Genomic DNA, 25,042 nt, shown 5'->3' on the forward strand with positions numbered 1-25,042 from the left:
GTGATTCTCGATAAGGACACTGCATGAAAAAGGTTCTGTTGTTTACCGCATTGGCGGCTGCTCTGACTGCTTCCCTGGCCCAGGCTGGCGAGAAACTGGTGGTGGCGGCGACTCCGGTGCCGCACGCGGAAATTCTCGAGCTGATCAAACCGACCCTGGCCAAAGAAGGCGTGGATCTGGAAATCAAAGTCTTCACCGACTACGTGCAGCCGAACGTGCAGGTTGGCGAGAAGCGTCTGGATGCCAACTACTTCCAGACCAAGCCTTACCTGGACAGCTTCAACGCCGGCAAATACAAGGACGACAAGTCCAAGTACCTGGTGACCGTGCAAGGCGTCCACGTTGAACCGTTCGGTGGCTACTCGAGCAAGTACAAGAAACTGGCTGATCTGCCAGACGGCGCGACCATCGCCATCCCCAACGAAGGCAGCAACAGCGGCCGTGCGCTGATCCTGCTGCAGAAGGCGGGTCTGATCGAGCTGAAAGATCCGAAAAACGCTCTGGCGACCCCTAAGGACATCGCCAAGAACCCGCACAACTTCAAGTTCAAGGAACTGGAGTCGGCCCTGCTGCCACGCGTGCTGAAGGAAGTTGATCTGGACATGATCAACACCAACTACGCGCTGGAAGCCAAGCTGAACCCGACCAAGGATGCGCTGGTGATCGAAGGCGCTGACTCGCCTTACGTGAACTTCCTGGTGGCCCGTGAGGACAACAAGAACAGCGACGCCATCAAGAAACTCGCCGCTGCCCTGACCAGCCCGGAAGTCAAAGCGTTCATCGAGAAGAAGTACAACGGCGCGGTATTGCCGGCGTTCTGATCCGACGCGTGAACCACCCCTTCAAGGTATGAAAACGCCGATGGCCAGTGATGGTCATCGGCGTTTTTGTGCGTGCGTTGAAAAGCCCCTCACCCTAGCCCTCTCCCAAAGGGAGAGGGGACTGATTGGGGGATGCTGTAGAAGTACACCGACGTGAAAGTTTTCTGCCGAATCCATAATCGACTCTATCTTTCAGGTCGATGTTAATCGCCAGACACTGCGGTCGGCCCCCTCTCCCTCGGGGAGAGGGCTGGGGTGAGGGTGCTGTTGATCCTGACCTCAGGTTACCTGAGCCTTCAACGCCCGGCGCAACGCCACGAGCAATTTCACGATGTCCTGCGGATCCAGTCGCTGCGGCACTTTTACGTCCATGTTGTCTTCCTTGTAATGGTTTGGCCGGGGAAGTCTGGCCAAAAGCTGTTCGTCCTTGGAGGGCTTTCATGCAAAAAAGATCCTTCCTACAGCGCAAGGGAAAATAGCCTTCTTATTCCTTCCCGGCAAACCCACAGGATAGTTTTTTGCGTGATATCAATATGCTTTAACGGTATTTAAATTCTTGTTTTTATACCTATAAAGTCAGCGCCTGCCGGACAGTTACCCGCTGTCCATGGACTGCATGACCGTCGCTTACCGAGCGACGTCCAGGATGCTTCATGACTTTCGATTACGCCTTTATCCTCAGTACCCTGCCGGCCTTTCTCAAGGCTGTGGGCGTGACGCTGCAAGTCGGGTTCATCGCCATCGGCACGTCGCTGCTGGTGGCGCTGCTCAATGCAACGATCCTGGTGTTCCGCACGCCTTACCTGCAACGCGCCGTCGGCCTGTATGTGGAACTGGCGCGCAACACGCCGCTGCTGATTCAACTGTTCTTCGTCTACTTCGCCCTGCCGGCGCTGGGGATCAAGGTTTCCGGATTCACCGCGGCAATCATCACCATGACTTTCCTTGGCGGTGCCTACCTCACCGAAGTGCTGCGCGCCGGCGTCGATGCGGTACCGCAGGCGCAACTGGAATCGGGGCGTTCCATCGGCCTGTCCCACGGCCAGTTGCTGCGCTACGTGATCCTGCCGCAAGCGGGGATTCTCAGCCTGCCGTCGCTGTTCGCCAATTTCATTTTCCTGCTCAAGGAAACCACCGTGGTCTCGGCGGTGGCCGTGCCGGAAATCCTCTACACCACCAAGAGCTACATCGCGCTCTATTACAAAACCTACGAAATGCTCGCCGTGCTGACGCTGATCTGCGTGCTGTTGTTCTTGCCGCTGTCGCTGTTGCTCAGTCGTTTGGAAAGGAGGCTCCAGCATGGCCAGTTCGGGTCTTGAACTGCTTTGGGTGTCGTTGCCGCAACTGGCAAAAGGCGCCGGGCAAACCTTGTCGATCTCGTTCCTGAGCATTGCGATCAGCACCATTGGCGGCGTGCTCTACGGCGTATTGCGCACGCTCAACGTGAGGTGGCTGAACGCGATCCTGCGGGTCTATCTGGAACTGTTCCGGGCGATCCCGGTGCTGGTCTGGCTGTACCTGCTGTTTTTCGGCCTGCCGATTTTCTTCGGTTTGAGCCTGCCGAGCTTCTGGTGCGCGGTGCTGGTGCTGTCGCTGTGGGGCGCCAGTGAGGTCGGCGAAGTGGCGCGCGGTTCGCTGCATTCATTGCCGCGCGGGCAGCGTGAGGCGGGGCTGTCGATCGGCCTGAACGCGGCGCAACTGTACGGCTACGTGCTGCTGCCGCAGGCGCTGAAACGCATGACGCCGCCGACCATCAACGTCTACACGCGAATCATCAAGACCAGCTCGCTGGCGGTGCTGATTGGCGTGGTCGATGTGATCAAGGTCGGCCAGCAGATCATCGAGCGCACCTACGAATCGGTGCTGATCTACGGCGCGCTGTTTCTGTTTTTCTTTTTCATCTGCTACCCGCTGTCGGCCGCCTCGCGCGTGCTGGAGCGGCGCTGGACGCAAGCATGAGCGCATTGATCGAGTTTCAGGGTTTCAACAAATTCTACGGCGAACAGCAGGTGCTCAAAGGCATCGACCTGCAAGTGCGCAGCGGCGAAGTGATCGTCATCCTCGGCCCCAGCGGTTGCGGCAAAAGCACGTTGCTGCGCTGCCTCAACGGCCTGGAAAGCGCACACAGCGGCAGCCTGAAATTTGCCGGACGCGAGCTGCTGGACAAGGTCACCGACTGGCGCGAAGTGCGTCAGCAGATCGGTATGGTGTTCCAGAGTTATCACCTGTTTCCGCACATGAGCGTGCTCGACAATTTGCTGCTCGGCCCGCTCAAGGTGCAAAAGCGCCAGCGCCGTGAAGCGCAGCAGCAAGCCGAAGCCTTGCTTGAGCGCGTGGGCCTGGCGGACAAGCGCGATGCGTTCCCGCGCCAGCTCTCCGGCGGCCAGCAGCAACGCATCGCCATCGTCCGTTCGTTGTGCATGAACCCGCGGGTCATGCTCTTCGATGAAGTCACCGCCGCCCTCGACCCGGAGATGGTCAAGGAAGTGCTGCAAGTGATTCAGGGCCTGGCCCGCGAGGGCATGACCCTGCTGATCGTCACCCACGAAATGGCCTTCGCCCGCGCGGTGGCCGACCGCATCGTGTTCATGGATGCCGGACGCATCCTTGAACAGAACCCGCCCGAGATTTTCTTTACGAACCCGCAAACCGCACGCGCGCAGCAGTTTCTGGAGAAGTTCTCCTTCGTTGCAACACTGCCTGAAACGAATCCGACAAAGGAACTGGAACCGCTATGAAAACTGCCAAGTCATCCCTGTTTTTACTGCCGCTGCTGGGGCTCGCGCTGCTCGCCGGCTGCAACAAATCCGAAGAACCGGCCAAGCCGAAAGTCGCCAGCGAAAGCACCGCGCCAGCCGGTTACCTGGACAAGATCAAGGCCCGCGACAAACTGATCGTCGGCGTGTTCACCGACAAGCCACCGTTCGGTTTCGTCGATGAGGCCGGGCGCTACGTCGGCTTCGACACCGACATCGGCCGGCGCTTCGCCAAGGATCTGCTGGGTGATGAAAACAAGGTTGAATTCGTCGCCGTGGAGCCGGCGAGCCGCATTCCGTTCCTGCAGAGCGACAAGGTCGACCTGATCCTCGCCAACATGACCGTGACCCCGGAGCGCAAGGAAGCGGTGGAATTCACCAACCCGAACCTCAAGGTCGCGGTGCAGGCGCTGGTGCCGCAAAGCAGCGCGGTAAAAAATCTGGATGACCTGGCAACTCGCACCACCATCGTTACCACCGGCACGACCGCCGACATCTGGCTGACCAAGAATCATCCGGACTGGAAACTGCTGAAGTTCGAGAAAAACTCCGAGTCGCTGCAAGCACTGGCCAACGGTCGTGGTGATGCCTACGCGCAGGACAATCTGGTGCTGTTCAGCTGGGCCAAGCAGAACCCGGGCTACCGTGTGCTGGAGGAAAAACTCGGCGCCGAAGCACCGATTGCCCCGGCGGTGAAGAAGGGCAATGTCGAGCTGCGTGACTGGGTGAATACCGAACTGGCCAAGTTGGGTGAAGAGAAATACCTGCTCAAGCTGTATGACCAATATGTGCGTAAAGAACTGAGCGATGACACCCAGCCTGAGAGTGTGATTGTCGAGGGTGGCAAGTGGCAGGGGTGATTGGCCGTTAAATCTGCGCTGACCTGAAGGCCCTCTTCGCGAGCAAGCCCGCTCCCACAGTTGGAATGCATGCCCCTGTGGGAGCGGGCTTGCTCGCGAAAGCGGTGGTTCAGGCGCCGCTCAATCCGGCCAGTTCCACGCCGGCTCATCCAGCACCCGCTGGCTAACAATTCCGGTCTGCCCCAGCGTCTTCTCCAGCACGATGCAGTTGCATTCGGGATCTTCCTGCAACGCCGAAATCAACCGTCGCGCATGCGACACCACCCACACCTGACACCGTTCCGACGCGCGAATGATCAAGCGCGCCAGCGCCGGCAACAGATCCGGATGCAGACTGGTTTCCGGTTCGTTGAGCACCATCAATGACGGCGGGCGTGGCGTCAGTAGCGCGGCGATCAGCAACAGATAACGCAGCGTGCCGTCCGACAACTCTGCCGCCGACAATGGCCGCAGCAACCCCTCCTGAAAGAACTCGATGGCAAAGCGTCCGCCGGCCAGCGGTGCGATGTTCAGTCTTGCGCCGGGAAACGCATCGCTGATCGCCGCCTGCAACGCCTCGGGGTCGCCGATTTCATTGATGGTCTGCAGGGCTGCGGCGAGGTCGCGACCGTCGTGGTGCAGCACCGGCGTGCGCGTACCCAGTTGCGGTTGGCGCACCGGGGCGTCGGCGTCGCTGCGAAAGTGATCGTAGAAGCGCCAGCGGCGAATGAACTCGCGCATCTGGAACACTTCCGGCGAACTGCGCAGGCTGCCGATTTGATCGAACAGGCTGTCGAAATTCGGGGTGTGCTGCGCCAGCACGTCCCAGCTGCGCCCTTCGCGGGCGCGAATCATCGGGCCGTTGCGATCCACCAGCAGGCTGGCCGGGCGATAGAGCGGCCCGGCCCAGATGCATTCGCGCTTGATCTGCGGATCGAGACTGAAGCGCGAGGGGCTGGGATGAGTGTCCCCCGGCAGCATGAAATGTCCGTTGGAGTCGGGCAATCCGAGGCTGATCGAATAGCTGAAATCCTCGCCGGCAAACCCCAGGCGCAGACGTTTGACGCCCTGACGCACCGTCGGCTCGACCGCCACTTCGCCGTTGCGCATGCGCCGACTGATGGTTTCCGGCCCGGCCCAGAAGGTCGAATCCAGCCCGCCCTCGCGGGCCAGTGCATTGACCACGCCGCCCTGAGCGGTCTCCGCCAGCAGGCGCAAGGCCCGATAGAGATTGGACTTGCCGCTGCCGTTGGGGCCGGTGATCAGGTTCAGCCGGCCCAGCGGAATCACCAGTTTGTTGATCGAGCGGTAATTGGCCACCGCGAGGGTCTTGAGCATGGGCGTTTCCTTCTGCCGGAACCGATAGTGTGCCGTGCCTGCACCCCTGTGGCGAGGGAGCTTGCTCCCGCTGGGCTGCGAAGCTGCCCCAACCTCCGATTCGAGAGGTTTTGCGCCTGCTGCGCAGTCGAACGGGAGCAAGCTCCCTCGCCACAAAAATCCTTCTGAAAATGCGTTATTCCCGCGAGCGAAGGTTGAACCCTGTTCTAAGCTCACAGTCGTATCGTCACTTGCACGTTCGTACACAGGAAGGAGTCTGCATGGCGAGTCCCGGATTGAAAACAGTTGTCGTGCTGAGCCTGCTCACGTTGCTGACCGCTTGCGGCAAGAAAGAAGCCCCGGCGGAGTACTTGCCACGGGTCTTCGTGCAAGAGGTCAAACCGGCGGACTATGCCGCTGCCGTGACCCTCACCGGTGACGTGCAGGCGCGGGTGCAGACCGAACTGTCGTTCCGGGTCGGTGGCAAGATCATTCAGCGCATGGTCGATGTCGGCGACCGGGTCAGCGCCAAACAGGTACTGGCCAAGCTCGATCCCAAGGATTTGCAGACCAACGTCGATTCCGCGCAAGCCCAGGTCATCGCCGAACAGGCGCGGGTCAAGCAGAGTGCGGCGGCGTTCGTGCGTCAGCAGAAGCTGCTGCCCAAGGGCTACACCAGCCAGAGCGAATTCGATTCCGCACAAGCCGCCTTGCGCAGCAGCCAGAGCGCCCTGAGCGCGGCGCAGGCGCAACTGGCCAATGCCAAGGATCAACTCAGTTACACCTCGCTGGTCGCTGACGCCCCCGGCATCATTACCGAGCGCCAGGCTGAAGTCGGCCAGGTGGTCCAGGCCACCGCGCCGATTTTCAAACTGGCCCGCGATGGCGATCGTGACGCGGTGTTCAACGTTTATGAGTCGTTGCTGGCTGAGCGCCCGGCGGAGCGTTCGATTGTCGTCAGCCTGCTCGACAACCCCAACATCAAGACCACCGGCACGGTGCGTGAAATCACCCCGGCGGTGTCGGCGCAGTCCGGCACGGTGCAAGTCAAAGTCACCCTCGACAGCCTGCCGCAGGGTATGCAGCTCGGCTCGGTGGTCAGCGCCACGGCCAAGGGCAGCGGCAAGTCGGCGGTGGAATTGCCGTGGTCGGCGCTGACCAAAAACATCAGCGATCCGGCGGTGTGGATGGTTGACGACAAGGGCGAAGCGCAGCTGCACAACGTCACCGTCAGCCGCTACCTGATCGGCAAGGTCATCATCAGCGACGGCCTCAAGGGCGGTGAGAAAGTGATTGTCGCGGGTGGGCAACTGCTGCACCCGGGCATGAAAGTCGAAATCGCCGAAAACACCTACGAAGGTCTGCAACCGGGAGCGCAGCCATGAAGCGTCTGGGGCTGTTGTCCATTGGTGTGCTGCTGGCCGCCTGCTCGAAAAGCGAGCCACCGCCGGAGCCGGTGCGGCCGGTATTGTCGATCAAGGTACAGGCGCTGAACGAGGAAACCCTCGGGCGTTTCGCCGGCAGCATTCAGGCGCGTTACGAGAGCAACACCGGGTTCCGCGTCGGCGGGCGCATTGCCAGTCGCAACGTCGATGTCGGCGCCGAGGTGCAAAAGGGTACGCTGCTGGCGACCCTCGACCCGTCCGATCAGCAGAACCAGTTGCGTTCGGCCCAAGGTGACCTGGCCAAGGTTCAGGCGCAACTGATCAACGCCCAGGCCAATGCCCGTCGGCAGCAGGCGCTGTTCGATCGCGGGGTTGGCGCGCAGGCGCAACTGGACATCGCCACCACCGACCTGAAAACCACCCAGGCCTCGCTCGATCAGGCGCGCGCGGCGGTCAACCAGAGCCAGGATCAACTCGGTTACACCGAATTGCGCGCCGATCACAAAGCCGTGGTCACCGCGTGGAATGCCGAGGCCGGTCAAGTGGTGACAGCAGGTCAACAAGTGGTGACTCTGGCGCAACCGGACATCAAGGAGGCGGTGATCGATCTGCCGGACACGCTGGTCGATGAAATTCCTTCCGACGTGGTGTTTCTGGTGGCCGGGCAACTCGACCCGAGCATCAACACCACCGCAACCATTCGCGAAATCGAACCGCAGGCCCAAAGCGCCACGCGCACCCGCCGCGCGCGGCTGACCCTGGCCAACACGCCAGACGGTTTCCGCCTCGGCACGGCGATCAGCGTGACCCTCAGTTCGGCGATCAAGCCGCGCATCGAATTGCCTGCCACCGCCCTGCAGGAAACCGACGGCAAGACCCGCATCTGGGTGATCGACACCCAAAGCAAAACCGTCGCGCCCCGTGACGTCAGCGTGATCAGCCGTACCGACGGCACGGTGGTGCTGGCCGGCGGGGTCAAGTCCGGCGAGCAGGTGGTCACCGCAGGCGTTAACAGTCTCAAACCCGGACAAGCCGTGAAACTCGACGAGGACAGTCAATGAAAGGCTCTTTCAATCTCTCCGAATGGGCCCTCAAGCATCAGTCGTTCGTCTGGTATCTGATGTTTGTCGCGCTGCTGATGGGGGTGTTTTCGTACTTCAATCTGGGCCGTGAAGAAGACCCCTCGTTTACCATTAAGACCATGGTCATCCAGACCAAATGGCCGGGCGCGACCCAGGAGGAAACCCTCAAGCAGGTTACCGATCGCATCGAGAAAAAGCTCGAGGAGCTCGACTCCCTCGACTACGTGAAAAGCTACACACGCCCCGGTGAATCTACGGTCTACGTGTACCTGCGCGACACCACCAGCGCCAAGGACATCCCGGAGATCTGGTACCAGGTGCGCAAGAAGATCGATGACATTCGCGGCCAGTTTCCCCAGGGCATTCAAGGCCCCGGGTTCAACGACGAGTTTGGCGATGTGTACGGCTCGGTCTACGCGTTTACCGCCGACGGCCTGACCATGCGCCAGTTGCGCGACTATGTGGAGCAGGCCCGCGCCGAGATTCGCAACGTCCCGGGGCTGGGCAAGATCGAAATGATCGGCCAGCAGGACGAAGTGATTTACCTGAACTTCTCCACCCGCAAACTCGCCGCGTTGGGCATCGACCAGCGTCAGGTGGTGCAGAGCCTGCAATCGCAGAACGCCGTGACCCCGGCGGGGGTGATCGAGGCCGGCCCGGAGCGCATTTCGGTGCGCACCTCGGGGCAGTTCGCTTCGGAGAAGGATCTGGCCGAGGTCAATCTCAAGCTCAATGACCGCTTCTATCGTCTGGCCGATGTCGCCGACATCAGTCGCGGTTACGTCGACCCGGCCACGCCGGAATTCCGTTTCGACGGCAAGCCGGCAATCGGTCTGGCGATTGCCATGCAGAAGGGCGGTAACGTCCAGGAATTCGGCAAGGCGCTGCACCAGCGGATCGACCAGATCACCGCTGATTTGCCGGTTGGCGTCGGCGTCCATACGGTGTCCGATCAGGCCGTGGTGGTGGAAGAGGCGGTCGGCGGTTTCACCAGTGCGCTGTTCGAAGCGGTGGTGATCGTGCTGGTGGTCAGCTTCATCAGCCTCGGCGTGCGCGCCGGGCTGGTGGTGGCGTGCTCGATTCCGCTGGTGCTGGCGATGGTCTTCGTGTTCATGGAATACAGCGGCATCACCATGCAGCGGATTTCCCTCGGGGCGCTGATCATCGCCCTCGGCCTGCTGGTGGACGACGCGATGATCACCGTGGAGATGATGGTCACGCGCCTGGAAATGGGTGAGACCAAGGAGCAGGCGGCGACGTTCGCCTACACCTCGACGGCATTCCCGATGCTCACCGGTACGCTGGTGACCGTCGCCGGTTTCGTGCCCATCGGCCTCAACGCCAGCTCCGCCGGCGAGTACACCTTCACCCTGTTTGCGGTGATCGCGGTGGCGATGCTGGTGTCGTGGGTGGTGGCGGTGTTCTTTGCGCCGGTGATCGGCGTGCACATCCTCAGCACCAACGTGAAACCCCATGAAGCCGAGCCGGGCCGCATCGGTCGGGCGTTCAACGGTGGTTTGCTGTGGTGCATGCGCAATCGTTGGTGGGCGATCGGCATCACCGTGCTGCTGTTTGTACTGGCGGTGTTCTGCATGCGCTTTGTGCAGAACCAGTTCTTCCCGTCGTCGGATCGCCCGGAAATTCTCGTCGACCTGAACCTGCCGCAAAACGCCTCGATCGACGAAACCCGCAAGGCCGTGGACAAGCTCGAAGCCACGCTCAAGGGCGATCCGGACATCGTGCGCTGGAGCACCTACATCGGTCAGGGTGCGATCCGTTTCTACCTGCCGCTCGACCAGCAATTGCAGAACCCGTACTACGCGCAACTGGTGATCGTCAGCAAGGATTTCGAGGCCCGTGAGGCGCTGAGCCAACGCCTGCGCGAGCGTTTGCACAAAGACTTCGTCGGCATCGGCAGTTACGTGCAGGCGCTGGAAATGGGCCCGCCGGTGGGACGTCCGATTCAGTATCGGGTCAGCGGCAAGGACATCGATCAGGTGCGCAAGCACGCCATTGATCTGGCGACCGAGCTGGACAAGAACGAACACATCGGCGAGATCATTTACGACTGGAACGAGCCGGGCAAAGTCCTGCGCATCGACATCGCCCAGGACAAGGCGCGTCAGCTCGGGCTGTCGTCGGAAGATGTGGCGAAGTTGATGAACAGCATCGTCAGCGGCTCGCCGTTGACCCAGGTCAACGACGACATTTACCTGATCAACGTGGTCGGCCGGGCGGTGAACTCGGAACGCGGCACGCCGGAAACCCTGCAGAACCTGCAGATCGTCACACCCAACGGCACGTCGATTCCGCTGCTGGCGTTCGCCACTGTGCGGTATGAACTGGAGCAGCCGCTGGTGTGGCGTCGCGACCGCTTGCCGACCATCACCATCAAGGCTTCGGTGCGTGACGAGATCCAGCCGACCGATCTGGTGAAACTGCTCAAGCCGTCAATCGATGCCTTCGCTGAAAAACTGCCGGTCGGCTACAAAGTCGCCACCGGCGGTACGGTCGAGGAAAGCGGCAAAGCCCAGGGACCGATCGCCAAGGTGCTGCCGTTGATGCTGTTTTTGATGGCGACCTTCCTGATGATCCAGCTGCACAGCGTGCAGAAGATGTTCCTGGTGGCGAGTGTCGCGCCGCTGGGGCTGATCGGCGTGGTGCTGGCGCTGGTGCCGACCGGGACGCCGATGGGCTTCGTGGCGATCCTCGGGATTCTGGCGCTGATCGGCATCATCATTCGCAACTCGGTGATCCTCGTGACGCAGATCGATGAATTCGAGCGCAACGGCTCTGCGCCATGGGATGCGGTGGTGGAAGCGACTGAGCACCGCCGCCGACCAATCCTGCTGACCGCGGCGGCGGCGAGCATGGGCATGATCCCGATTGCCCGGGAAGTGTTCTGGGGGCCGATGGCCTACGCGATGATTGGCGGGATCGTGGTGGCGACGTTGCTGACCCTGCTGTTTCTGCCGGCGCTGTATGTGGCCTGGTACAAGATTCGCGAGCCGCAGAAAGAGACCCGCTAAAAGCGAGTGCTGCGCACTCTATTCGCGAGCAAGCCCGCTCCCACAGGGGGTACGCATTCCAACTGTGGGAGCGGGCTTGCTCGCGAAGGCGTCAGAACTGACTACGCAGATTTACGCCATACGCTGGCCAGCCAAGGCTGTTGCTCGCGCGGCAATCCCGCCGGCCGGTAGTAATGCTCAAGCTCGACAAACCCCGCTGCCGTGAGCAACCCGCGCCACGCTTCCAGATCGTGGTACGAACCATAGCGCGGCCCGTTCCAGCCCTCACGGTTATCCCCGCGAGGATTGGAACTGAACAACACCCCGCCCGGTTTCAGCGTGCCATGCAGCTGCCCGAGCACACGCGGCAACTCCTGCAACGGCACATGAAACAGCACCGCATTGGCGAAGATCCCGTCGAAGCGCTCGGCCGGCAGATTGAGCTTCAGAAAGTCCTGCTGCCAGACCTCGCAACCGCTGTCCTCGCGGGCCATGCGCGCAAATTCCGGCGTGCCATCGAGGCCGACCGCGACGTGGCCCATGCGGGTGAACGTCTGCAAGTCACGCCCCGGGCCGCAGCCGAAATCGAGAATTGTGAACGGCGCAGTGCCGTGGATATGCCGTAGCAGCGCGTCGATGTTCTGGCTGACATCGTGGTCGCGGGTGCCTTCGCGGAAGTCTTCGGCCACCGAGTTGTAGTGGCCGAGGGTGGTGGCGGTGATCTGTTCCAGATCGGTGGGGGTTTGCTTCATGGTCGAGGGCTGCGCGGCAGTTGGGATTCGCCGAATATACGCCAACCAGCGGGGCCGCTGCGCAGCCCATCGCGAGCAGGCTCACTCCTACATTTGAAATGCGTCCCCTGTAGGAGTGAGCCTGCTCGCGATAGCGGTTTCAGAGGTGCGGCATGACTTAGCGCTTGTTCAGGCCCCGTGCCAGACGATCTCCACCCAACTGAATCACCGCCACCAACGCCACCAGCAACACAATCACCGTCAGCATGATCTGGCTGTCAAAACGCTGATAACCGTAGCGGTAAGCGATATCGCCCAAACCACCGGCACCAATCGCCCCGGCCATGGCTGACGAGTTGATCATTGTCACCAGCGTAATCGTGAACCCGCCAACAATCCCCGGCAGCGCTTCAGGCAACAGCACGTGCCAGACGATGTGCCAGCGCCGGCAGCCCATGGCCTGCGCCGCCTCGATCAAGCCGTGATCGACCTCACGCAGACTCACTTCGGCAATCCGCGCAAAGAACGGCGTCGCGGCGATGGTCAGCGGCACCACCGCCGCCCACACACCGTACGTGGTGCCGACAATCAGTCGGGTAAATGGAATCAGCGCGACCATCAGAATCAGAAACGGGATCGAGCGGAACAGATTCACGAACGCGCCCAGCGCCCGGTTGAGCAGCGGCGCCTGATAGATGCCGCCCTTGTCGCTGGTGACCAGAATCACCGCCATCGGGATTCCCACCAGCAACGCGATCAGCGACGACACGCCGACCATCAGGAAGGTGTCGATGAAACCCTGGAGCAAACGATCAAACCACATAACCCGATACCTCCACTCGTTGCGCCCACTGCCCGGCGCGCTCGCGCAATTGTTCGGCGCTCAGGGCCGAGCCGCTGACCGCCAGCAACAGTTGTCCCAGCGCGTGGCCCTGAATCCGCTCAACGCCGCCCTGCAGCAACTTCACGCGTCCGCCGAGAGCGGCGAACAGCGCCGCCAGATCCGGCTCGTCGGCGGCACTGCCAGTGAACTGCAAACGCAGCACCACCGCCGCGCCCGGGGAGGGTGGCTGAGCATGCAGACGGCTTTGCAATTCTTCCGGCAGTGCGTGTTGCAGCGGCGCGAGCAAGGTCTGGCTGACCTCGTGCTGCGGATTGCCGAACACTTCCCAGACCGGGCCTTGCTCGACGATCCGCCCGTGTTCCAGGACCACCACGCGGTCGCAGATTTCGCGGATCACCGCCATTTCATGGGTGATCAACACGATGGTCAGGCCGAGGCGCCGGTTGATCTCGCGCAGCAGGCCGAGGATCGACTGAGTGGTCTCGGGATCGAGCGCCGAAGTGGCTTCGTCGCACAGCAGAATGTCCGGGTCATGCACCAATGCGCGGGCGATGCCGACACGCTGTTTCTGCCCGCCGGAAAGGTGCGCCGGGTAAGCCTTGTGCTTGGCTTGCAGGCCGACCAGTTCGAGCAGTTCACGCACCTTCTGCTCGCGTTGCGCCTTCGGTACACCCGCGACTTTCAGCGGCAGTTCGACGTTCTGCCACACGGTCTTGGCCGACATCAGGTTGAAGTGCTGGAAGATCATGCCGATGCGACGCCGCAGCGTGACCAGCCGGTCTTCATCGAACCCGCCGATGTCGACCTGATCAATCAACACCCGCCCCGCAGTCGGTTGTTCCAGACGATTGATCGTGCGGATCAGCGACGACTTGCCGGCGCCGCTGCGCCCGATGATGCCGAACACCTCGCCGCGCTGGATCGCCAGATCGATGCCTTGCAGGGCCGCGACCGGGCCTTGTCGACCTTCGTAGGTTTTACCCAGGCCGATGAAGCGCACGTGGGCGCGATTCAGCTCGGGATGCAGTTCGGTTTTTTCAGCATTTTCTGGCTCTGGAATCTCCAGTCGCCGTTGGATCGCGGCCGTCATGTTCAGCTTTCCCAACCGGCCTGATACAGCTTGCCGTGAGCCTTATCCAACGCGGCGCGAACGGCCGGCGAGTGCTGGTAGATGTCGACGAATTTGATCAGGCGCGGGTCGTCTTTGCTCTTGGGCTGGATGACGAACTGGATCACGTATTCCTTGTGGTCGAGACCGTCGAACAGCAGCGCCGAGCCGGCATCGAAGGTTTTCGCCAGACGGATGTAGGCCGGGTAGCCCTGGACCAGATCGGCGTCATCGTAGGCGCGCACCAGTTGCACGGCTTCGACTTGCAGGATCTTGATCTTCTTCGGGTTGGCGACGATGTCGTCTTCGGTGGCCTTGTAGCCGACCCCCGGTTTCAGGGTGATCAGACCAGCCTTGGCCAGCAGTTGCAGACCGCGACCGCTGTTGATCGGGTCGTTGGCGATGGCGACGCTGGCGCCTTCAGGCAACTCGTCGAAGCTTTTGTATTTTTTCGAATAGAGGCCGACGTTGTTGATGATCCCCGGGGCGAACGGCACCAGGTCAAAACCGGAGGCGGCCTTGGCGTTTTCGAGGAACGGGATGTGCTGGAAGTAATTCACATCGATGTCGCCGGCGGCGAGGCTGACGTTCGGTGCGATCCAGTCGGTGAACTCCACCAGCTCGACTTTCAGGCCTTGTTTGGAGGCCTCTTCGACGGCGGCTTCCAGTGGAATGGCGAAGGCGGCGGTGGTGCCGATTTTCAGTGGTGCATCGGCGGCGAACACCGCCGAGCTGAAAAGGCCGAAGGCCAGGGCCAGTGCTTTGACTGGGTGGGACAGAAGTTTCTTGGTCATGGTGTGGTTTCCAGTCAGTGCATGAATTTTGTGGTGTCTGGTCGGGCCTCTTCGCGAGCAAGCCCGCTCCCACATTTTGGAATGCGTTCCCCCTGTGGGAGCGGGCTTGCTCGCGAAGCTTTTAGCGGCGAAATGAAGACCCGATGTGTTGCTCAGGGAGTTGCGCCGCCCCGTGAAACAGCTTTTCGCGCAAACTGCCGCTGTCATACGCAGTCTTGTACGACCCACGCCGTTGCAGCTCCGGAATCACCAGCTCAATGAAATCGACATAGCTTTCCGGGGTAACGATGCGCGTCAGGTTGAAGCCGTCCAGCCCGGTTTCGGCGATCCACGCTTCCAGTTCATCCGCCACCTGCTCAGGCGAGCCGACCACGGTGATGTAGCGGCCACCGAGGGCGTGCTGATCGAGCAATTTGCGTCGGGTCCAGTCGTTGTTCTGCAGGTTCTTGGTCGCGGACTGGATGGCATTGCTCTTGACGTACTGGATCGGTTCGTCGATTTCATACTGGGAAAAGTCGATGCCGGTGGAGGCTGAGAAATGCGCGACGCCGGCCTCGGCGCTGGCATAACTCAGGTACTCGGCGTGCTTGGCCCACGCGGCCTCTTCGGTCGCGCCGACGATCACGTTGAGGCCCATGAACACCTTGATATCCTCGGGATTGCGTCCGGCTTCGACGGCGCTGGCGCGGACCTTGTCCACCTGCACTTTGGTCGACGGCTTGTTCTGGCCGCTGATGAACACGCACTCGGCGTGACGCCCGGCGAACAGCAATCCACGATCGGAACTGCCAGCCTGGAACAGCACGGGTGTGCGCTGCGGCGACGGCTCGCAGAGGTGATAACCCTCGACCTGATAGAACTCGCCGTGGTGCTCGACCTTGTGCACCTTCTCCGGCTGCGCGTAGATGCGCTGCTCACGGTCATTGAGCACCGCGCCGTTTTCCCAACTGCCTTCCCAGAGTTTGTAGAGCACTTCGAGGTACTCGTCGGCCTGATCGTAGCGCCGGTCATGCTCGACCTGTTCGCGCAGGCCCATGGCCTTGGCGGCGCTGTCGAGGTAACCGGTGACGATGTTCCAGCCGACCCGACCACGACTCAGATGATCGAGCGACGACATGCGTCGGGCGAACAGATAGGGCGGCTCGTAAGTGAGGTTGGCGGTGAGGCCGAAGCCGAGATTTTTCGTCACGGCGGCCATTGCCGACACCAGCAGCAGCGGGTCGTTGACCGGCAACTGGATCGACTCTTTGAGCGTGACGTCCACCGAGTTCTGGTAGACGTCGTACACGCCGACGATGTCGGCGATGAACAGCCCGTCAAACAGCCCGCGCTCCAGCAACTGCGCCAGTTCTGTCCAGTACTCGATGGTGTTGTAGCGCGTCGACGTGTCGCGTGGATGCGTCCACAGGCCGTGGTTGATGTGGCCGATGCAGTTCATGTTGAACGCGTTGAGCAGGATCTTCTTTTTTGCGCCGCTCATCAGATCGTTCCTCGCAGCGGAGGCTTTTCATCGTTGAGGTAGTAATTGCCCACCGCGTGATACTTCCAGCGCACCGGGTCGTGCAGGGTGTGCACCCGGGCGTTGCGCCAGTGACGGTCGAGGCCGTGCTCGATCAGGGTCGCCTGACTGCCGGCCAGTTCGAACAGCGTGCTGCCTGCGGCGAGCGAGATTTCGGTGCTGATCGCCCGTGCTTCGGCGACGGCAATCGACGCGGCAGCGACGGTTTCGGCATTGGTCTCGGCCTGGGCCTTGTCGAGGAATTCGCCAGAGCGCTCAAGCAGCGCTTCGGTGGCGTGCAGGCGAATACTCAAGTGGCCGAAGCTCTTCAGGGTCAGCGGGTCTTCGGTGGCCTTGTCGTTACCGGAGTCGATCCATGGCCGGGTCTTGCTGCGCACGAAGTGCAGGGCATCTTCGTAAGCGGCGCGAGCGATGCCAGTGTCGATGGCGGCGTGAAGGATCTGCGCCAGCGGGCCGACCGTGGTCGGACGCTCGAAAGCGCTCTGAAACGGTATTACGTCCTCGGCGGCAACGTAGACGTCTTCGAACACCACGGATCCGCTGCCGGTGGTGCGCTGACCGAAACCACTCCAGTCGTCGATCACCGTCAGGCCCTTGCTGTCACGCGGGACGAAGGCCAGTTGCTGCACGCCATTTTCATCGACCACGGAAGTCGGGATGCGCTGCGCGTAGATCGCGCCGGTCGCATAAAACTTGCGACCGTTGATGCGATAGCCGTCGCCGTCACGCTTGAGGCTGGTGGCGCGGTCGTGGGCGGTTTTGGTACCCAGTTCCGCCAAGGCGTTGCCGAAGCGCTGGCCGGCCAGCACCTCGGCGTACAGGCGTTGTTTCTGCTCGTGGCTGCCGTTAACGCGCAGCACTTCAAGGGCGTAAAAGTGGTTTTGTGGAATCTGCCCGAGGGAGCCGTCAGCCTGAGCGATCAGGGCGATGACTTTGGCCAGGGTCACGTTGGACACACCGGCGCCGCCATACTCCTTGGGGACGCTGATGCCCCACAGGCCGGAGCGGGAAAACACGTCGAGTTCCGGCAGTGGCAGGCGGCGTTCACGGTCGCGCACGGCACTGTCGCGTTTGAAATCTTCGGCCAGGTCGCTGGCGACGATCAGGGCTTGCTCATCGCTGGTGATGACCGCGACGGGGTGAGAATAAGTCATATGCTTCTCCAGATGTCTGGTCGTTAAATCCAGGAATGGCGAGCCGGTAGAGTGCCGTTGAGGCGATAGGCGCCGACCGCGTGATATTTCCAGCGCACCGGGTCGTGCAGGGTGTGCACCCGGGCGTTGCGCCAGTGGCGGTCGAGGTTGAATTCGGCGAGGGTCGCGCGGCTGCCGGCCAGTTCGAAGAGTTTTTCGCTGGCCAGCAGCGAGATCTCGGTAGTCAGCACTTTGGCTTCGGCCACCGCAATCGAAGCGCGGGCGGCGGACTCGGCGGTCAGCGGCGCGGCATGGACTTGGTCGAGCACTTTGCCGGCCTTGCGCAACAGTGCTTCAGCCGCGTGCAGTTCGATTTTCAGCTTGCCGATGTCGGCGATCACGTAGAGGTCATCGCTGGCGCGCTCGACCTTGGCGTCGATCCAGGGCCGCGCGCGGGTTTTGACGAACTCGATGGCATCGTCGATGGCGCCACGGGCGATGCCGGCGTCGATGGCTGCCTGAATCAGCTGCGACACGGCGCCTTGAGTATTGGGCTTCTCGTTGATTTTCCAGTTATCGACGACCAGGCTCGACTCGACGCGCACGTTGTTCAGCAGAATCGTGCCGCTGGCGGTGGTGCGCTGACCGAAGCCCGACCAGTCATCAACGATGCGCAGGCCCGGGGTGCCACGGCGGACGAAGGCCAGCACTTGTTTGCCGTCGTCATTGAGCGCCTTGACCGCCACCCAGTGCGCGAACAGCGCGCCGGTGGAGTAGAACTTCTGGCCGTTGATCACGTAATCGTCGCCGTCGGCGGTGATGCGCGCTTTCAATTCCAGGGTGTTTTTGGTGCCGCGCTCAGGGCCGGCATTGCCGATGCGCCAGCCTTCCAGAACACTCTGGAACAGCTGTTTTTTCTGCACTTCGGTGGCGCTGCCGAGTACCAGATTGATGATGCCGAACTGGTTCTGCGGGATCTGTCCCAGCGCCGGATCGGCCGCGGAAATGATTGCGAACACTTCGGCCAATGTGACGAATGAAACCTGTGGGCCGCCGTACTCACGCGGGATGGCAATGCTGCCGAGGCCGCTGCGGGTGAACTGTTCGATTTCCGACCACGGCAGCTTGCGCTGGCGGTCGCGTTTGGCGGCCTGCACACGGGCAACCTGCGCCAGTTCGTGGGCAGCCTTGATGGCTTCGGCGTCGTTGCGCAAAACCTGCGCGGGCAACAACAGTGGGGCGATGTCCAGATCAGACTGGAGATTTGCGTCTGCCAGACTGGACATCAGTGCCGCTCCTTGGCTGCACGCAATGCCCTGGCGATCTGCACTGGGGTGATTGTGTTCCGGACCATACTACCTACCTCACATCTCATGAAAAACGCCGCAAAAGTGCGGCGAACGAAAGAATGTCCGGTGGTCCGGTTCATATACCCTAAGCGTGTATAAATATTAAATAAACTAACTTTTAGGAATATGTATAGAAGGGGCGGTGGTCGGGTTGGTTAACAGGCTCTCAGCCGTGGCAATACAACCTGTGGTGAGGGGATTCATCCCCGACAGGCCGCGCAGCGGCCTTTTCTGAGTCATAAAAAACGGGATTGCTTCGCAGTCCATCGGGGCGGTGCGACGTTTCGCTAAATCACCTCACTACAAAGCCCCATGAGCACAGGAATGCGGCATCAATCCTTGGTCGATTCAGCAGCCTTCAGCGCTTGGCGCAGCGGCACCTTCAGATAAGGATTCACGCAACCGATCTTCAGCGTCCGGGGCGGCGCCCAGCGTGAGTTGTTGCCCACCCAGTCGATGACGCAGTAGGTCACGTCCAGGCGCAGATCCTCACCGCCCTCGACGATCACTGCCGGTGGCACCCAGACCTGAATCGGCAGGCCAACATCGGCAGCGGTGATCCGGGCCAGGTCCATACGCACGTCGCCCCAGCGCAAGGTGATGGCGTCGTCCTCGGCCATGTTCAGGTAGGGTTCGATGGTCAGCGGCACGCCGCGTTTGATCTGATTGGGGTTCACGCCCTGGCGGCGGATGGTGTCGGGCAGCGTGACGGGCGCCAGTTGCTGATTCTCGTCACCGCACAGCGGCGAAGGCTGGCCGCCGGGGCAGTCGAGCTTGACCTGAACCCGCGTTGCCGCCGACAGCGCCGGCCCCTGACCGACTTGCATCACTCGATAGTGAATCCGTGCGGTGCCACTGGCGATAAAGCTTTCCGGCACCCGCAGGCTGATCGAGGCGCCGACGTCTTCGCTGGTCAAGACTCGCGAGGCGACGTAGCAGTTGTTCCAGAACAGTTCGATCAGATCACCGGCGTCCATGCCGGAGTAGGGCAGGACATCGATCAGCAAATGCGCGGCAGCGGTCAGATTGATGGCGTTTTTGGATGCGGACGCCAGATTCGGCGCTGCCAGTTCGGGGGCGTGCGAAGTGCGGGTCATCGGGTTCTCTCCTTGAAGTCTTGCAGCGAATTCCGTTTCTTGAAACAACAAAAGGCGTGATGAATCGGTAATACAACCGTGAACTTTGTTCGGGCTGAGTAAGCGTTGATTCAACTAATGGGTGCCGGTTGGCGACTAGATAAGAGCGTGCCGGAAAGAGTGTCAATAGAGTGCCTTAGTTAATCTGTGAATTACCGATTAATCAGAAGCGTCCTACGCTGATGAGGCATCCTGCCTAGCGGTGATGGCGAATGGAACTACGGTTTTTCGCGAGTTTTGCGATTTTTGTGCCGGTCGATTTAGATCATTTCACAGGCACGAAAGCGCGCCGCAGATTACTTGTATCTGTTGCAGAACATATATGTATTGTTTTGACAGGTTTAAGCTGGAGGAATTTAGAAGTTTTCAGGCGCGGTAAGTAAAACTTCCGTCCATGGAAGTTAATGACTCAAGACAATAAGTATCTCAGGCGTGATTCAGGAACTTGCTGAGAAACTGTCTGGTGCGTTCTTCTTTCGGATCTGCAAACAACGCCTTGGCTTCGCCTTGCTCGACGATCACGCCCTTGTCGAAAAACACCACACGGTTAGCCACGTCGCGGGCGAAACCCATTTCGTGGGTGACGATGACCATGGTGCGTTTTTCTTCAGCGAGACCGCGAATGGTCGCCAGTACTTCGCCCACCAGTTCCGGGTCGAGGGCCGAGGTCGGCTCGTCGAACAGGATCACTTCCGGCTCCATCGCCAGCGCCCGGGCAATCGCCACGCGCTGTTGCTGACCGCCGGACAGACGACGCGGATACGCATCTTCCTTGCCGGCCAGACCGACCTTGGCCAGCAGCTTCATGCCCAGGGCAACGGCTTGCTCGCGCGCCATCTTCTTGACCACGATCGGCCCTTCGATGACGTTTTCCAGTGCGGTGCGGTGGGGGAACAGGTTGAAGTTCTGGAACACGAAACCCACGTGCTGGCGCAGGTTACGCACCAGACTCTGCTGCTGGCTCAGCGGGCGGCTGGTATCGATCTCGATATCGCCGACCTTGATCCGGCCGCTGGTGGGCTCCTCAAGGAAATTCAGGCAGCGCAGGAACGTGGTCTTGCCCGAACCGCTGGGGCCGATGATGGCCACGACCTCGCCTTCCTTCACCTCAAGATCGATGCCCTTGAGCACCTCTTGACCCTTGAACTGCTTTGTCAGTTTTTCCACGACAATCATGGGGTCAGGACTCCTGGTCGTGCCGATTGGCCCGCTCTTCCAACTTGTTCTGCAGATGCGACAGCACCGTGGCCAGAATCCAGTAGATCAGCGCGGCGGCAAGATACATGGTGAAGACTTCGAAAGTCCGGGCGGTAATCAGTTGCGCCTGGCGGAACAGTTCCGGCACCTGAATGGTGGCGGCCAGTGCCGTGTCCTTGACCAGCGAAATGAAGCTGTTACCCAGTGGCGGCAGTGCCGTGCGCATGGCCTGCGGCAGAATGGCCCGGCGCAAGGTTTGCGCGCGGGTCATGCCGATGCTTGCGGCGGCTTCCCACTGGCCGCGCTCGATCGAACCGATTGCCGCACGGAGGATTTCACAGGCGTAGGCAGCCATGTTCAGCGAGAAGCCGATCAGCGCCGCTGGCAGTGGATCCAGTTCCAGACCCAATTGCGGCAAGCCGTAATAGATCACGAACAGTTGCACCAGCAACGGCGTGCCGCGAAAGAACGACACGTAGATGCGGGCAATCCAGCTCACCAGTTTGAAGCGCGACAGGCGCATCAAGGCCAGGCCGAAGCCCAGCAGCAAGCCGAAGAACATGCCGCCCAGACTGAGGATGACCGTGTAGTACGCGCCCTTGAGCAGAAAGGGCGCGGAATCCAGTGCGAGTTGGAAAGCTTCTTCCATTATTTGGTGACGTCAGCGTTGAAGTATTTCTTCGACAGCTTCTCAAGGGTACCGTCGGCACGCAGTTCGTCGAGAGCCTTGTTCACCGCAGCCAGCAGCTCAGGCTCGCCTTTGCGCAGGGCGATACCGGATTCCTGACGGGAGAACGCTTCACCGGCAGCCACGGTTTTCGGGGCTTTCTTGGCGTATTCAAGGGCAGCCAGACGGTCGATCAGGATGGCGTCGGTGCGGCCGTTGTTCAGGTCGGCGAACTTGGTCGGATCATCGTCGTAGGTACGCACGTCAGCGCCCGGCACGTTGGCGCGGACCCATTGTTCGTAGTTGGTGCCCAGGCCGACACCGACTTTCTTGCCGGACAGATCGGCGGCAGTCTTGATGTTCAACTTGGCTTCCTTGTCCTTCAGCACCAGCGCCTGAATCCCGGAAACGGTGTACGGCTCGGAGAAGTCATACTTCTTCTTGCGTTCGTCGGAGATGGTCACCTGGTTGACCACGACGTCGAGACGTTTGGATTCCAGCGCAGCGAGGATACCGTCCCACTTGGTTGGCTGAATCTTGGCTTTGACGCCGAGTTTCTGCGCCAGGGCTTCGGAGAGTTCGACTTCGAAACCGGACAGTTTGCCGTTCTCGTCAACGAAGCTGAACGGTGGATAAGTGCCTTCCAGGCCGACGTTGATAACGCCTTTGTCCTTGATCTGTTGCAGCTGCTCACCGGCGGATGCCTGGCCGGTCAGGCCGGCGCTCAGTGCAAGGCCCAGCGAACCTACCAGCATAGTGCGACGTAGTGCGGAAAAATTCATGACAAGCCCCTGTGTTTTCTTATGGAAGACGCTTAAGGAAGGTTGGCGAATCCGGGAATTGAACGACTGCGTTATCGTGCCCTAAAGCAGCTTATGCGTCTTGCCCGAAATTCGCCTGCGGCGAGACTATAAGATGTCTGCTTTAGACTTGAAAATACTTAATGATCTTTCTGTTATTCCAATTTCGAATATAGATGATCAATTGTGGCGAGGGGATTTATCCCCGATGGGGCGCGAAGCGGCCCTCTCTTCTGACTTGAAGAGCAGGGGACTGCTGCGCAGTCCAACGGGGATAAATCCCCTCACCACAGAAATTCTTGCAGCTGGGAGGATCAGCTTGTCAGCGAATCCTTATAGGCAAACAACGCCGGCGCCCCACCGGTGTGCAGGAAGATGATCGGGCCATCGTCGAAACGCTGGCGGCCGATCCCGTCGAGCAGGCCGGCCATGGCCTTGCCGGTATAAACCGGATCGAGCAGCACCGCGTCCTGACTGGCCAACAGTTTCACCGCCGCCAGTGTCCCGGCATTTGGCTCGCCGTAACGCGGGCCGAAGTATTCGTCCCACAACTCGACCTTGAAGTTCACTGGTAATTTCACACCCAGCAGCTCCGCCGTGCGCTCGGCCAGACCCTGCACTTTCGGGCGCTGATCTTCTTCGCTGCGCGAGACGGTCACGCCGATCACCGGCAACTGCGGCAGCGCTTCGCTCAAGGCCAGCGCCAGACCGCTGTGGGTCCCGGCGCTGCCCGAGGCCAGCACCACGGCGGCGAAATTCAGGCCGGTGTCCTTGATCTGTTCCGCCAGTTCCAGACCGGCACGTACGTAGCCCAATGCACCGAGGGCATTCGAGCCACCGATCGGCACCAGATACGGTTTCTTGCCATTGCTGCGCATGCGCACAGCGAGTGCGGCGAGTTGTTCGTCGGCGTTATCGAGGTTGTCCACCAGCTCGACCTTGGTGTCGAACAGATCGAGCAGCAGGCGGTTGCCGTTGCCGGTGTAGTTGCTGTCGTCGGTGCCCAGCGGATTCTCCAGCAGCGCCACGCACCCCAGGCCGAGTTTGGCCGCCAGCGCGGCGGTCTGGCGCACGTGGTTCGATTGCAGGGCACCGGCGGTGATCAGCGTGTCGGCGCCCTGAGCGAGGGCATCGGCGGCGAGGTATTCGAGTTTGCGCAGCTTGTTGCCGCCCATGGCCAGCGGCGTCAGGTCATCGCGTTTGATGTACACATCGCGACCCAGCCAGGCGGACAGACGTTCAAGTTTTTCCAGCGGCGTGGGTTGGGCGAGCAGGTCGAGACGGTTAAAGCGATCCAGCTGTTGTTTGATCATGAGTCCGTACTGGCGGAGAAAGATGACAGGACTATAGGCACGCCGTTTTACCGGGGCAACCGTGAATCGCTTATAGCCAAATGTGCTTAGTCCAGCACTATCGGTTCTTAATTCGCCCTCACGGGCATGCCGTAAAGTAGTCGCCGTTGACGCGGCCAGACCGTCCGGCCGCCCGTGAGGAGTCTTTACCGTGAGCGAGCGTTCCAGCCATTGGCAATTGCAGACCATCGTCAGCCAACTGCGTACCGCGCGGGATCAGTGGCGTACCCAGAATGGCCGGGCCAGCGGCGAGCAGGGTGGTCGCGAGTTACCGTCCCGCGCGGCGATGGCCGAGATTCTCGAGGCGCTGTGTGGTGCGTTGTTCCCAATGCGGCTGGGGCCGGTGGATCTGCGTGAGGAGAGTGAGGACTTCTATGTCGGTCACACCCTCGATACCTCATTGAATGCCTTGCTGGCGCAGGCGCGGCTGGAGTTGCGTTATGTCGCCCGGCACAGCGCTCAAGGCGATGCTGACGTCGAAGCTCAGGCGATCCGCATCATTCAGGATTTCGCCCTGGCCTTGCCGGGCCTGCGCAGCCTGCTCGACACCGACGTGCTGGCCGCCTATCACGGCGATCCGGCGGCACGCAGCGTCGATGAAGTGTTGCTGTGCTATCCGGGAATTCTGGCGGTGATTCACCATCGTCTGGCGCACCATTTGTATCGCGCCGGGTTGCCGTTGCTGGCGCGAATCAGCGCGGAGATTGCGCACTCGGCCACCGGCATCGATATCCATCCAGGCGCGCAGATCGGCCGCAGTTTCTTCATCGATCACGGTACGGGTGTGGTGATCGGCGAGACCGCGATCATCGGCGAGCGGGTGCGGATCTATCAGGCCGTGACTTTGGGCGCCAAGCGCTTCCCGGCGGATGAAGACGGGCAGTTGCAGAAGGGCCATCCACGCCATCCGATTGTCGAGGACGACGTGGTGATTTATGCCGGCGCGACAATTCTGGGACGGATCACTATCGGCCAGGGGTCGACCATCGGCGGTAATGTGTGGCTGACGCGCAGCGTGCCGGCGGGGAGCAACCTGACTCAGGCCAATCTGCAGCATGATGACGGGACGCAGAAGTAAAACATCAAAAGCCACCCTCACCCCAGCCCTCTCCCTGTATGTACCGGAGACATGGTGGACAGGTGTTCGGAGACATGGTGGACACTTTTTAATAGACACATTGCTCATCGCCAAGGAGATGACCTG

At 60.9% G+C, this 25,042-nt stretch carries 22 protein-coding genes; 9 read left to right on the forward strand and 13 right to left on the reverse strand.

Going from position 1 to position 25,042, the window contains the following annotated elements; translation table 11 throughout:
• Positions 1-23 precede the first annotated feature (23 nt).
• From J1G18_RS21220 to J1G18_RS21240, 5 genes are all read left to right on the forward strand, one after another.
• Positions 24-821 (forward strand): MetQ/NlpA family ABC transporter substrate-binding protein, encoded by a 798-nt coding sequence (locus tag J1G18_RS21220; protein WP_027611172.1) that lies wholly within the window; start codon positions 24-26, stop codon positions 819-821.
• 653 nt (positions 822-1,474) lie between these two features.
• Complete coding sequence (locus tag J1G18_RS21225) at positions 1,475-2,140, forward strand: amino acid ABC transporter permease (RefSeq protein WP_003220579.1); 666 nt, start codon at positions 1,475-1,477, stop codon at positions 2,138-2,140.
• Positions 2,121-2,780 (forward strand): amino acid ABC transporter permease, encoded by a 660-nt coding sequence (locus J1G18_RS21230; protein ID WP_223008399.1) that lies wholly within the window; start codon positions 2,121-2,123, stop codon positions 2,778-2,780. The genes J1G18_RS21225 and J1G18_RS21230 overlap by 20 nt, the downstream gene beginning before the upstream one ends.
• Complete coding sequence (locus J1G18_RS21235; protein WP_098966639.1) at positions 2,777-3,559, forward strand: amino acid ABC transporter ATP-binding protein; 783 nt, start codon at positions 2,777-2,779, stop codon at positions 3,557-3,559. Before J1G18_RS21230 ends, J1G18_RS21235 begins: the two co-directional genes overlap by 4 nt.
• A complete protein-coding gene (locus J1G18_RS21240; RefSeq protein WP_134785173.1) occupies positions 3,556-4,437 on the forward strand; it encodes a transporter substrate-binding domain-containing protein in 882 nt (293 codons plus the stop codon). Before J1G18_RS21235 ends, J1G18_RS21240 begins: the two co-directional genes overlap by 4 nt.
• A 120-nt stretch (positions 4,438-4,557) precedes the next feature.
• Here J1G18_RS21240 and J1G18_RS21245 read toward each other — a convergent pair whose 3' ends face one another.
• Positions 4,558-5,754 (reverse strand): AAA family ATPase, encoded by a 1,197-nt coding sequence (locus tag J1G18_RS21245; RefSeq protein ID WP_223008400.1) that lies wholly within the window; start codon positions 5,752-5,754, stop codon positions 4,558-4,560.
• A gap of 260 nt (positions 5,755-6,014) precedes the next feature.
• On the opposite strand from J1G18_RS21245, the gene J1G18_RS21250 reads away from it, so the two are divergent.
• From J1G18_RS21250 to J1G18_RS21260, 3 genes are read left to right on the forward strand one after another with little or no spacing between them, the layout of a single operon-like run.
• Entirely contained in the window at positions 6,015-7,118 is a 1,104-nt protein-coding gene (locus J1G18_RS21250; protein ID WP_096797448.1) for an efflux RND transporter periplasmic adaptor subunit, read from the forward strand.
• Positions 7,115-8,179, forward strand: coding sequence for an efflux RND transporter periplasmic adaptor subunit (locus J1G18_RS21255; RefSeq protein WP_223008401.1), 1,065 nt, complete (start codon positions 7,115-7,117; stop codon positions 8,177-8,179). Before J1G18_RS21250 ends, J1G18_RS21255 begins: the two co-directional genes overlap by 4 nt.
• Positions 8,176-11,229, forward strand: coding sequence for an efflux RND transporter permease subunit (locus J1G18_RS21260; protein ID WP_027611180.1), 3,054 nt, complete (start codon positions 8,176-8,178; stop codon positions 11,227-11,229). The genes J1G18_RS21255 and J1G18_RS21260 overlap by 4 nt, the downstream gene beginning before the upstream one ends.
• A gap of 101 nt (positions 11,230-11,330) precedes the next feature.
• Here the strand turns inward: J1G18_RS21260 and J1G18_RS21265 are convergent, their stop codons facing one another.
• The 12 genes from J1G18_RS21265 to J1G18_RS21320 all read right to left on the reverse strand — a co-directional run bounded on the left by J1G18_RS21265 (position 11,331) and on the right by J1G18_RS21320 (position 23,799).
• Complete coding sequence (locus J1G18_RS21265; RefSeq protein WP_223008402.1) at positions 11,331-11,960, reverse strand: class I SAM-dependent methyltransferase; 630 nt, start codon at positions 11,958-11,960, stop codon at positions 11,331-11,333.
• Positions 11,961-12,117: 157 nt separating this feature from the next.
• Complete coding sequence (locus tag J1G18_RS21270; RefSeq protein WP_027611182.1) at positions 12,118-12,762, reverse strand: methionine ABC transporter permease; 645 nt, start codon at positions 12,760-12,762, stop codon at positions 12,118-12,120.
• Positions 12,752-13,873 carry a methionine ABC transporter ATP-binding protein gene (locus J1G18_RS21275; RefSeq protein WP_223008403.1) on the reverse strand — a complete coding sequence of 374 codons (1,122 nt, stop codon included), beginning with the start codon at positions 13,871-13,873 and terminating at the stop codon, positions 12,752-12,754. The genes J1G18_RS21270 and J1G18_RS21275 overlap by 11 nt, the downstream gene beginning before the upstream one ends.
• A gap of 2 nt (positions 13,874-13,875) precedes the next feature.
• On the reverse strand, positions 13,876-14,685 hold the full coding sequence (locus tag J1G18_RS21280) for a MetQ/NlpA family ABC transporter substrate-binding protein (RefSeq protein WP_098966650.1): 810 nt from the start codon (positions 14,683-14,685) through the stop codon (positions 13,876-13,878).
• 121 nt (positions 14,686-14,806) lie between these two features.
• Positions 14,807-16,165 carry an LLM class flavin-dependent oxidoreductase gene (locus J1G18_RS21285; RefSeq protein ID WP_223008404.1) on the reverse strand — a complete coding sequence of 453 codons (1,359 nt, stop codon included), beginning with the start codon at positions 16,163-16,165 and terminating at the stop codon, positions 14,807-14,809.
• Positions 16,165-17,358, reverse strand: a complete 1,194-nt coding sequence (locus J1G18_RS21290; protein WP_139053615.1) for an SfnB family sulfur acquisition oxidoreductase — start codon at positions 17,356-17,358, stop codon at positions 16,165-16,167. The genes J1G18_RS21285 and J1G18_RS21290 overlap by 1 nt, the downstream gene beginning before the upstream one ends.
• 23 nt (positions 17,359-17,381) lie before the next feature.
• A complete protein-coding gene (locus J1G18_RS21295; RefSeq protein ID WP_223008405.1) occupies positions 17,382-18,623 on the reverse strand; it encodes an SfnB family sulfur acquisition oxidoreductase in 1,242 nt (413 codons plus the stop codon).
• A 395-nt stretch (positions 18,624-19,018) separates the two neighbouring features.
• The gene (locus J1G18_RS21300; RefSeq protein WP_223008406.1) at positions 19,019-19,783 is read right to left on the reverse strand and encodes a hypothetical protein; all 765 of its coding nucleotides are present in this window, start codon (positions 19,781-19,783) and stop codon (positions 19,019-19,021) included.
• Between the two features lie 465 nt (positions 19,784-20,248).
• Positions 20,249-20,998, reverse strand: coding sequence for an L-cystine ABC transporter ATP-binding protein TcyN (tcyN, locus tag J1G18_RS21305; RefSeq protein WP_223008407.1), 750 nt, complete (start codon positions 20,996-20,998; stop codon positions 20,249-20,251).
• A 4-nt stretch (positions 20,999-21,002) separates the two neighbouring features.
• Complete coding sequence (gene tcyL / locus J1G18_RS21310; protein ID WP_003220607.1) at positions 21,003-21,668, reverse strand: cystine ABC transporter permease; 666 nt, start codon at positions 21,666-21,668, stop codon at positions 21,003-21,005.
• Positions 21,668-22,468, reverse strand: coding sequence for a cystine ABC transporter substrate-binding protein (gene tcyJ, locus J1G18_RS21315; protein WP_223008408.1), 801 nt, complete (start codon positions 22,466-22,468; stop codon positions 21,668-21,670). The genes tcyL and tcyJ overlap by 1 nt, the downstream gene beginning before the upstream one ends.
• A 332-nt stretch (positions 22,469-22,800) precedes the next feature.
• Positions 22,801-23,799 carry a D-cysteine desulfhydrase gene (locus tag J1G18_RS21320; RefSeq protein ID WP_223008409.1) on the reverse strand — a complete coding sequence of 333 codons (999 nt, stop codon included), beginning with the start codon at positions 23,797-23,799 and terminating at the stop codon, positions 22,801-22,803.
• 190 nt (positions 23,800-23,989) lie between these two features.
• Between J1G18_RS21320 and epsC the strand changes: the two genes are divergently transcribed.
• Positions 23,990-24,916 carry a serine O-acetyltransferase EpsC gene (epsC, locus tag J1G18_RS21325; RefSeq protein WP_095137901.1) on the forward strand — a complete coding sequence of 309 codons (927 nt, stop codon included), beginning with the start codon at positions 23,990-23,992 and terminating at the stop codon, positions 24,914-24,916.
• Positions 24,917-25,042: the final 126 nt, after the last annotated feature.

It is taken from the genome of Pseudomonas sp. MIS38, assembly GCF_019891575.1.
Lineage (GTDB): Bacteria > Pseudomonadota > Gammaproteobacteria > Pseudomonadales > Pseudomonadaceae > Aquipseudomonas > Aquipseudomonas putida_A.

Bases quoted from the DNA above. Each gene is read 5' to 3' on its own strand.
- J1G18_RS21250 (WP_096797448.1), top strand. From the start codon at position 6,015: ATGGCGAGTCCCGGATTGAAAACAGTTGTCGTGCTGAGCCTGCTCACG.
- J1G18_RS21260 (WP_027611180.1), top strand. From the start codon at position 8,176: ATGAAAGGCTCTTTCAATCTCTCCGAATGGGCCCTCAAGCATCAGTCG.
- tcyJ (WP_223008408.1), bottom strand. From the start codon at position 22,468: ATGAATTTTTCCGCACTACGTCGCACTATGCTGGTAGGTTCGCTGGGC.
- J1G18_RS21280 (WP_098966650.1), bottom strand. From the start codon at position 14,685: ATGACCAAGAAACTTCTGTCCCACCCAGTCAAAGCACTGGCCCTGGCC.
- J1G18_RS21285 (WP_223008404.1), bottom strand. From the start codon at position 16,165: ATGAGCGGCGCAAAAAAGAAGATCCTGCTCAACGCGTTCAACATGAAC.
- J1G18_RS21230 (WP_223008399.1), top strand. From the start codon at position 2,121: ATGGCCAGTTCGGGTCTTGAACTGCTTTGGGTGTCGTTGCCGCAACTG.
- J1G18_RS21225 (WP_003220579.1), top strand. From the start codon at position 1,475: ATGACTTTCGATTACGCCTTTATCCTCAGTACCCTGCCGGCCTTTCTC.
- J1G18_RS21245 (WP_223008400.1), bottom strand. From the start codon at position 5,754: ATGCTCAAGACCCTCGCGGTGGCCAATTACCGCTCGATCAACAAACTG.
- J1G18_RS21290 (WP_139053615.1), bottom strand. From the start codon at position 17,358: ATGACTTATTCTCACCCCGTCGCGGTCATCACCAGCGATGAGCAAGCC.
- J1G18_RS21240 (WP_134785173.1), top strand. From the start codon at position 3,556: ATGAAAACTGCCAAGTCATCCCTGTTTTTACTGCCGCTGCTGGGGCTC.
- J1G18_RS21270 (WP_027611182.1), bottom strand. From the start codon at position 12,762: ATGTGGTTTGATCGTTTGCTCCAGGGTTTCATCGACACCTTCCTGATG.
- J1G18_RS21320 (WP_223008409.1), bottom strand. From the start codon at position 23,799: ATGATCAAACAACAGCTGGATCGCTTTAACCGTCTCGACCTGCTCGCC.
- J1G18_RS21220 (WP_027611172.1), top strand. From the start codon at position 24: ATGAAAAAGGTTCTGTTGTTTACCGCATTGGCGGCTGCTCTGACTGCT.
- J1G18_RS21295 (WP_223008405.1), bottom strand. From the start codon at position 18,623: ATGTCCAGTCTGGCAGACGCAAATCTCCAGTCTGATCTGGACATCGCC.
- J1G18_RS21275 (WP_223008403.1), bottom strand. From the start codon at position 13,873: ATGACGGCCGCGATCCAACGGCGACTGGAGATTCCAGAGCCAGAAAAT.
- tcyL (WP_003220607.1), bottom strand. From the start codon at position 21,668: ATGGAAGAAGCTTTCCAACTCGCACTGGATTCCGCGCCCTTTCTGCTC.
- J1G18_RS21265 (WP_223008402.1), bottom strand. From the start codon at position 11,960: ATGAAGCAAACCCCCACCGATCTGGAACAGATCACCGCCACCACCCTC.
- J1G18_RS21235 (WP_098966639.1), top strand. From the start codon at position 2,777: ATGAGCGCATTGATCGAGTTTCAGGGTTTCAACAAATTCTACGGCGAA.
- J1G18_RS21300 (WP_223008406.1), bottom strand. From the start codon at position 19,783: ATGACCCGCACTTCGCACGCCCCCGAACTGGCAGCGCCGAATCTGGCG.
- J1G18_RS21255 (WP_223008401.1), top strand. From the start codon at position 7,115: ATGAAGCGTCTGGGGCTGTTGTCCATTGGTGTGCTGCTGGCCGCCTGC.
- tcyN (WP_223008407.1), bottom strand. From the start codon at position 20,998: ATGATTGTCGTGGAAAAACTGACAAAGCAGTTCAAGGGTCAAGAGGTG.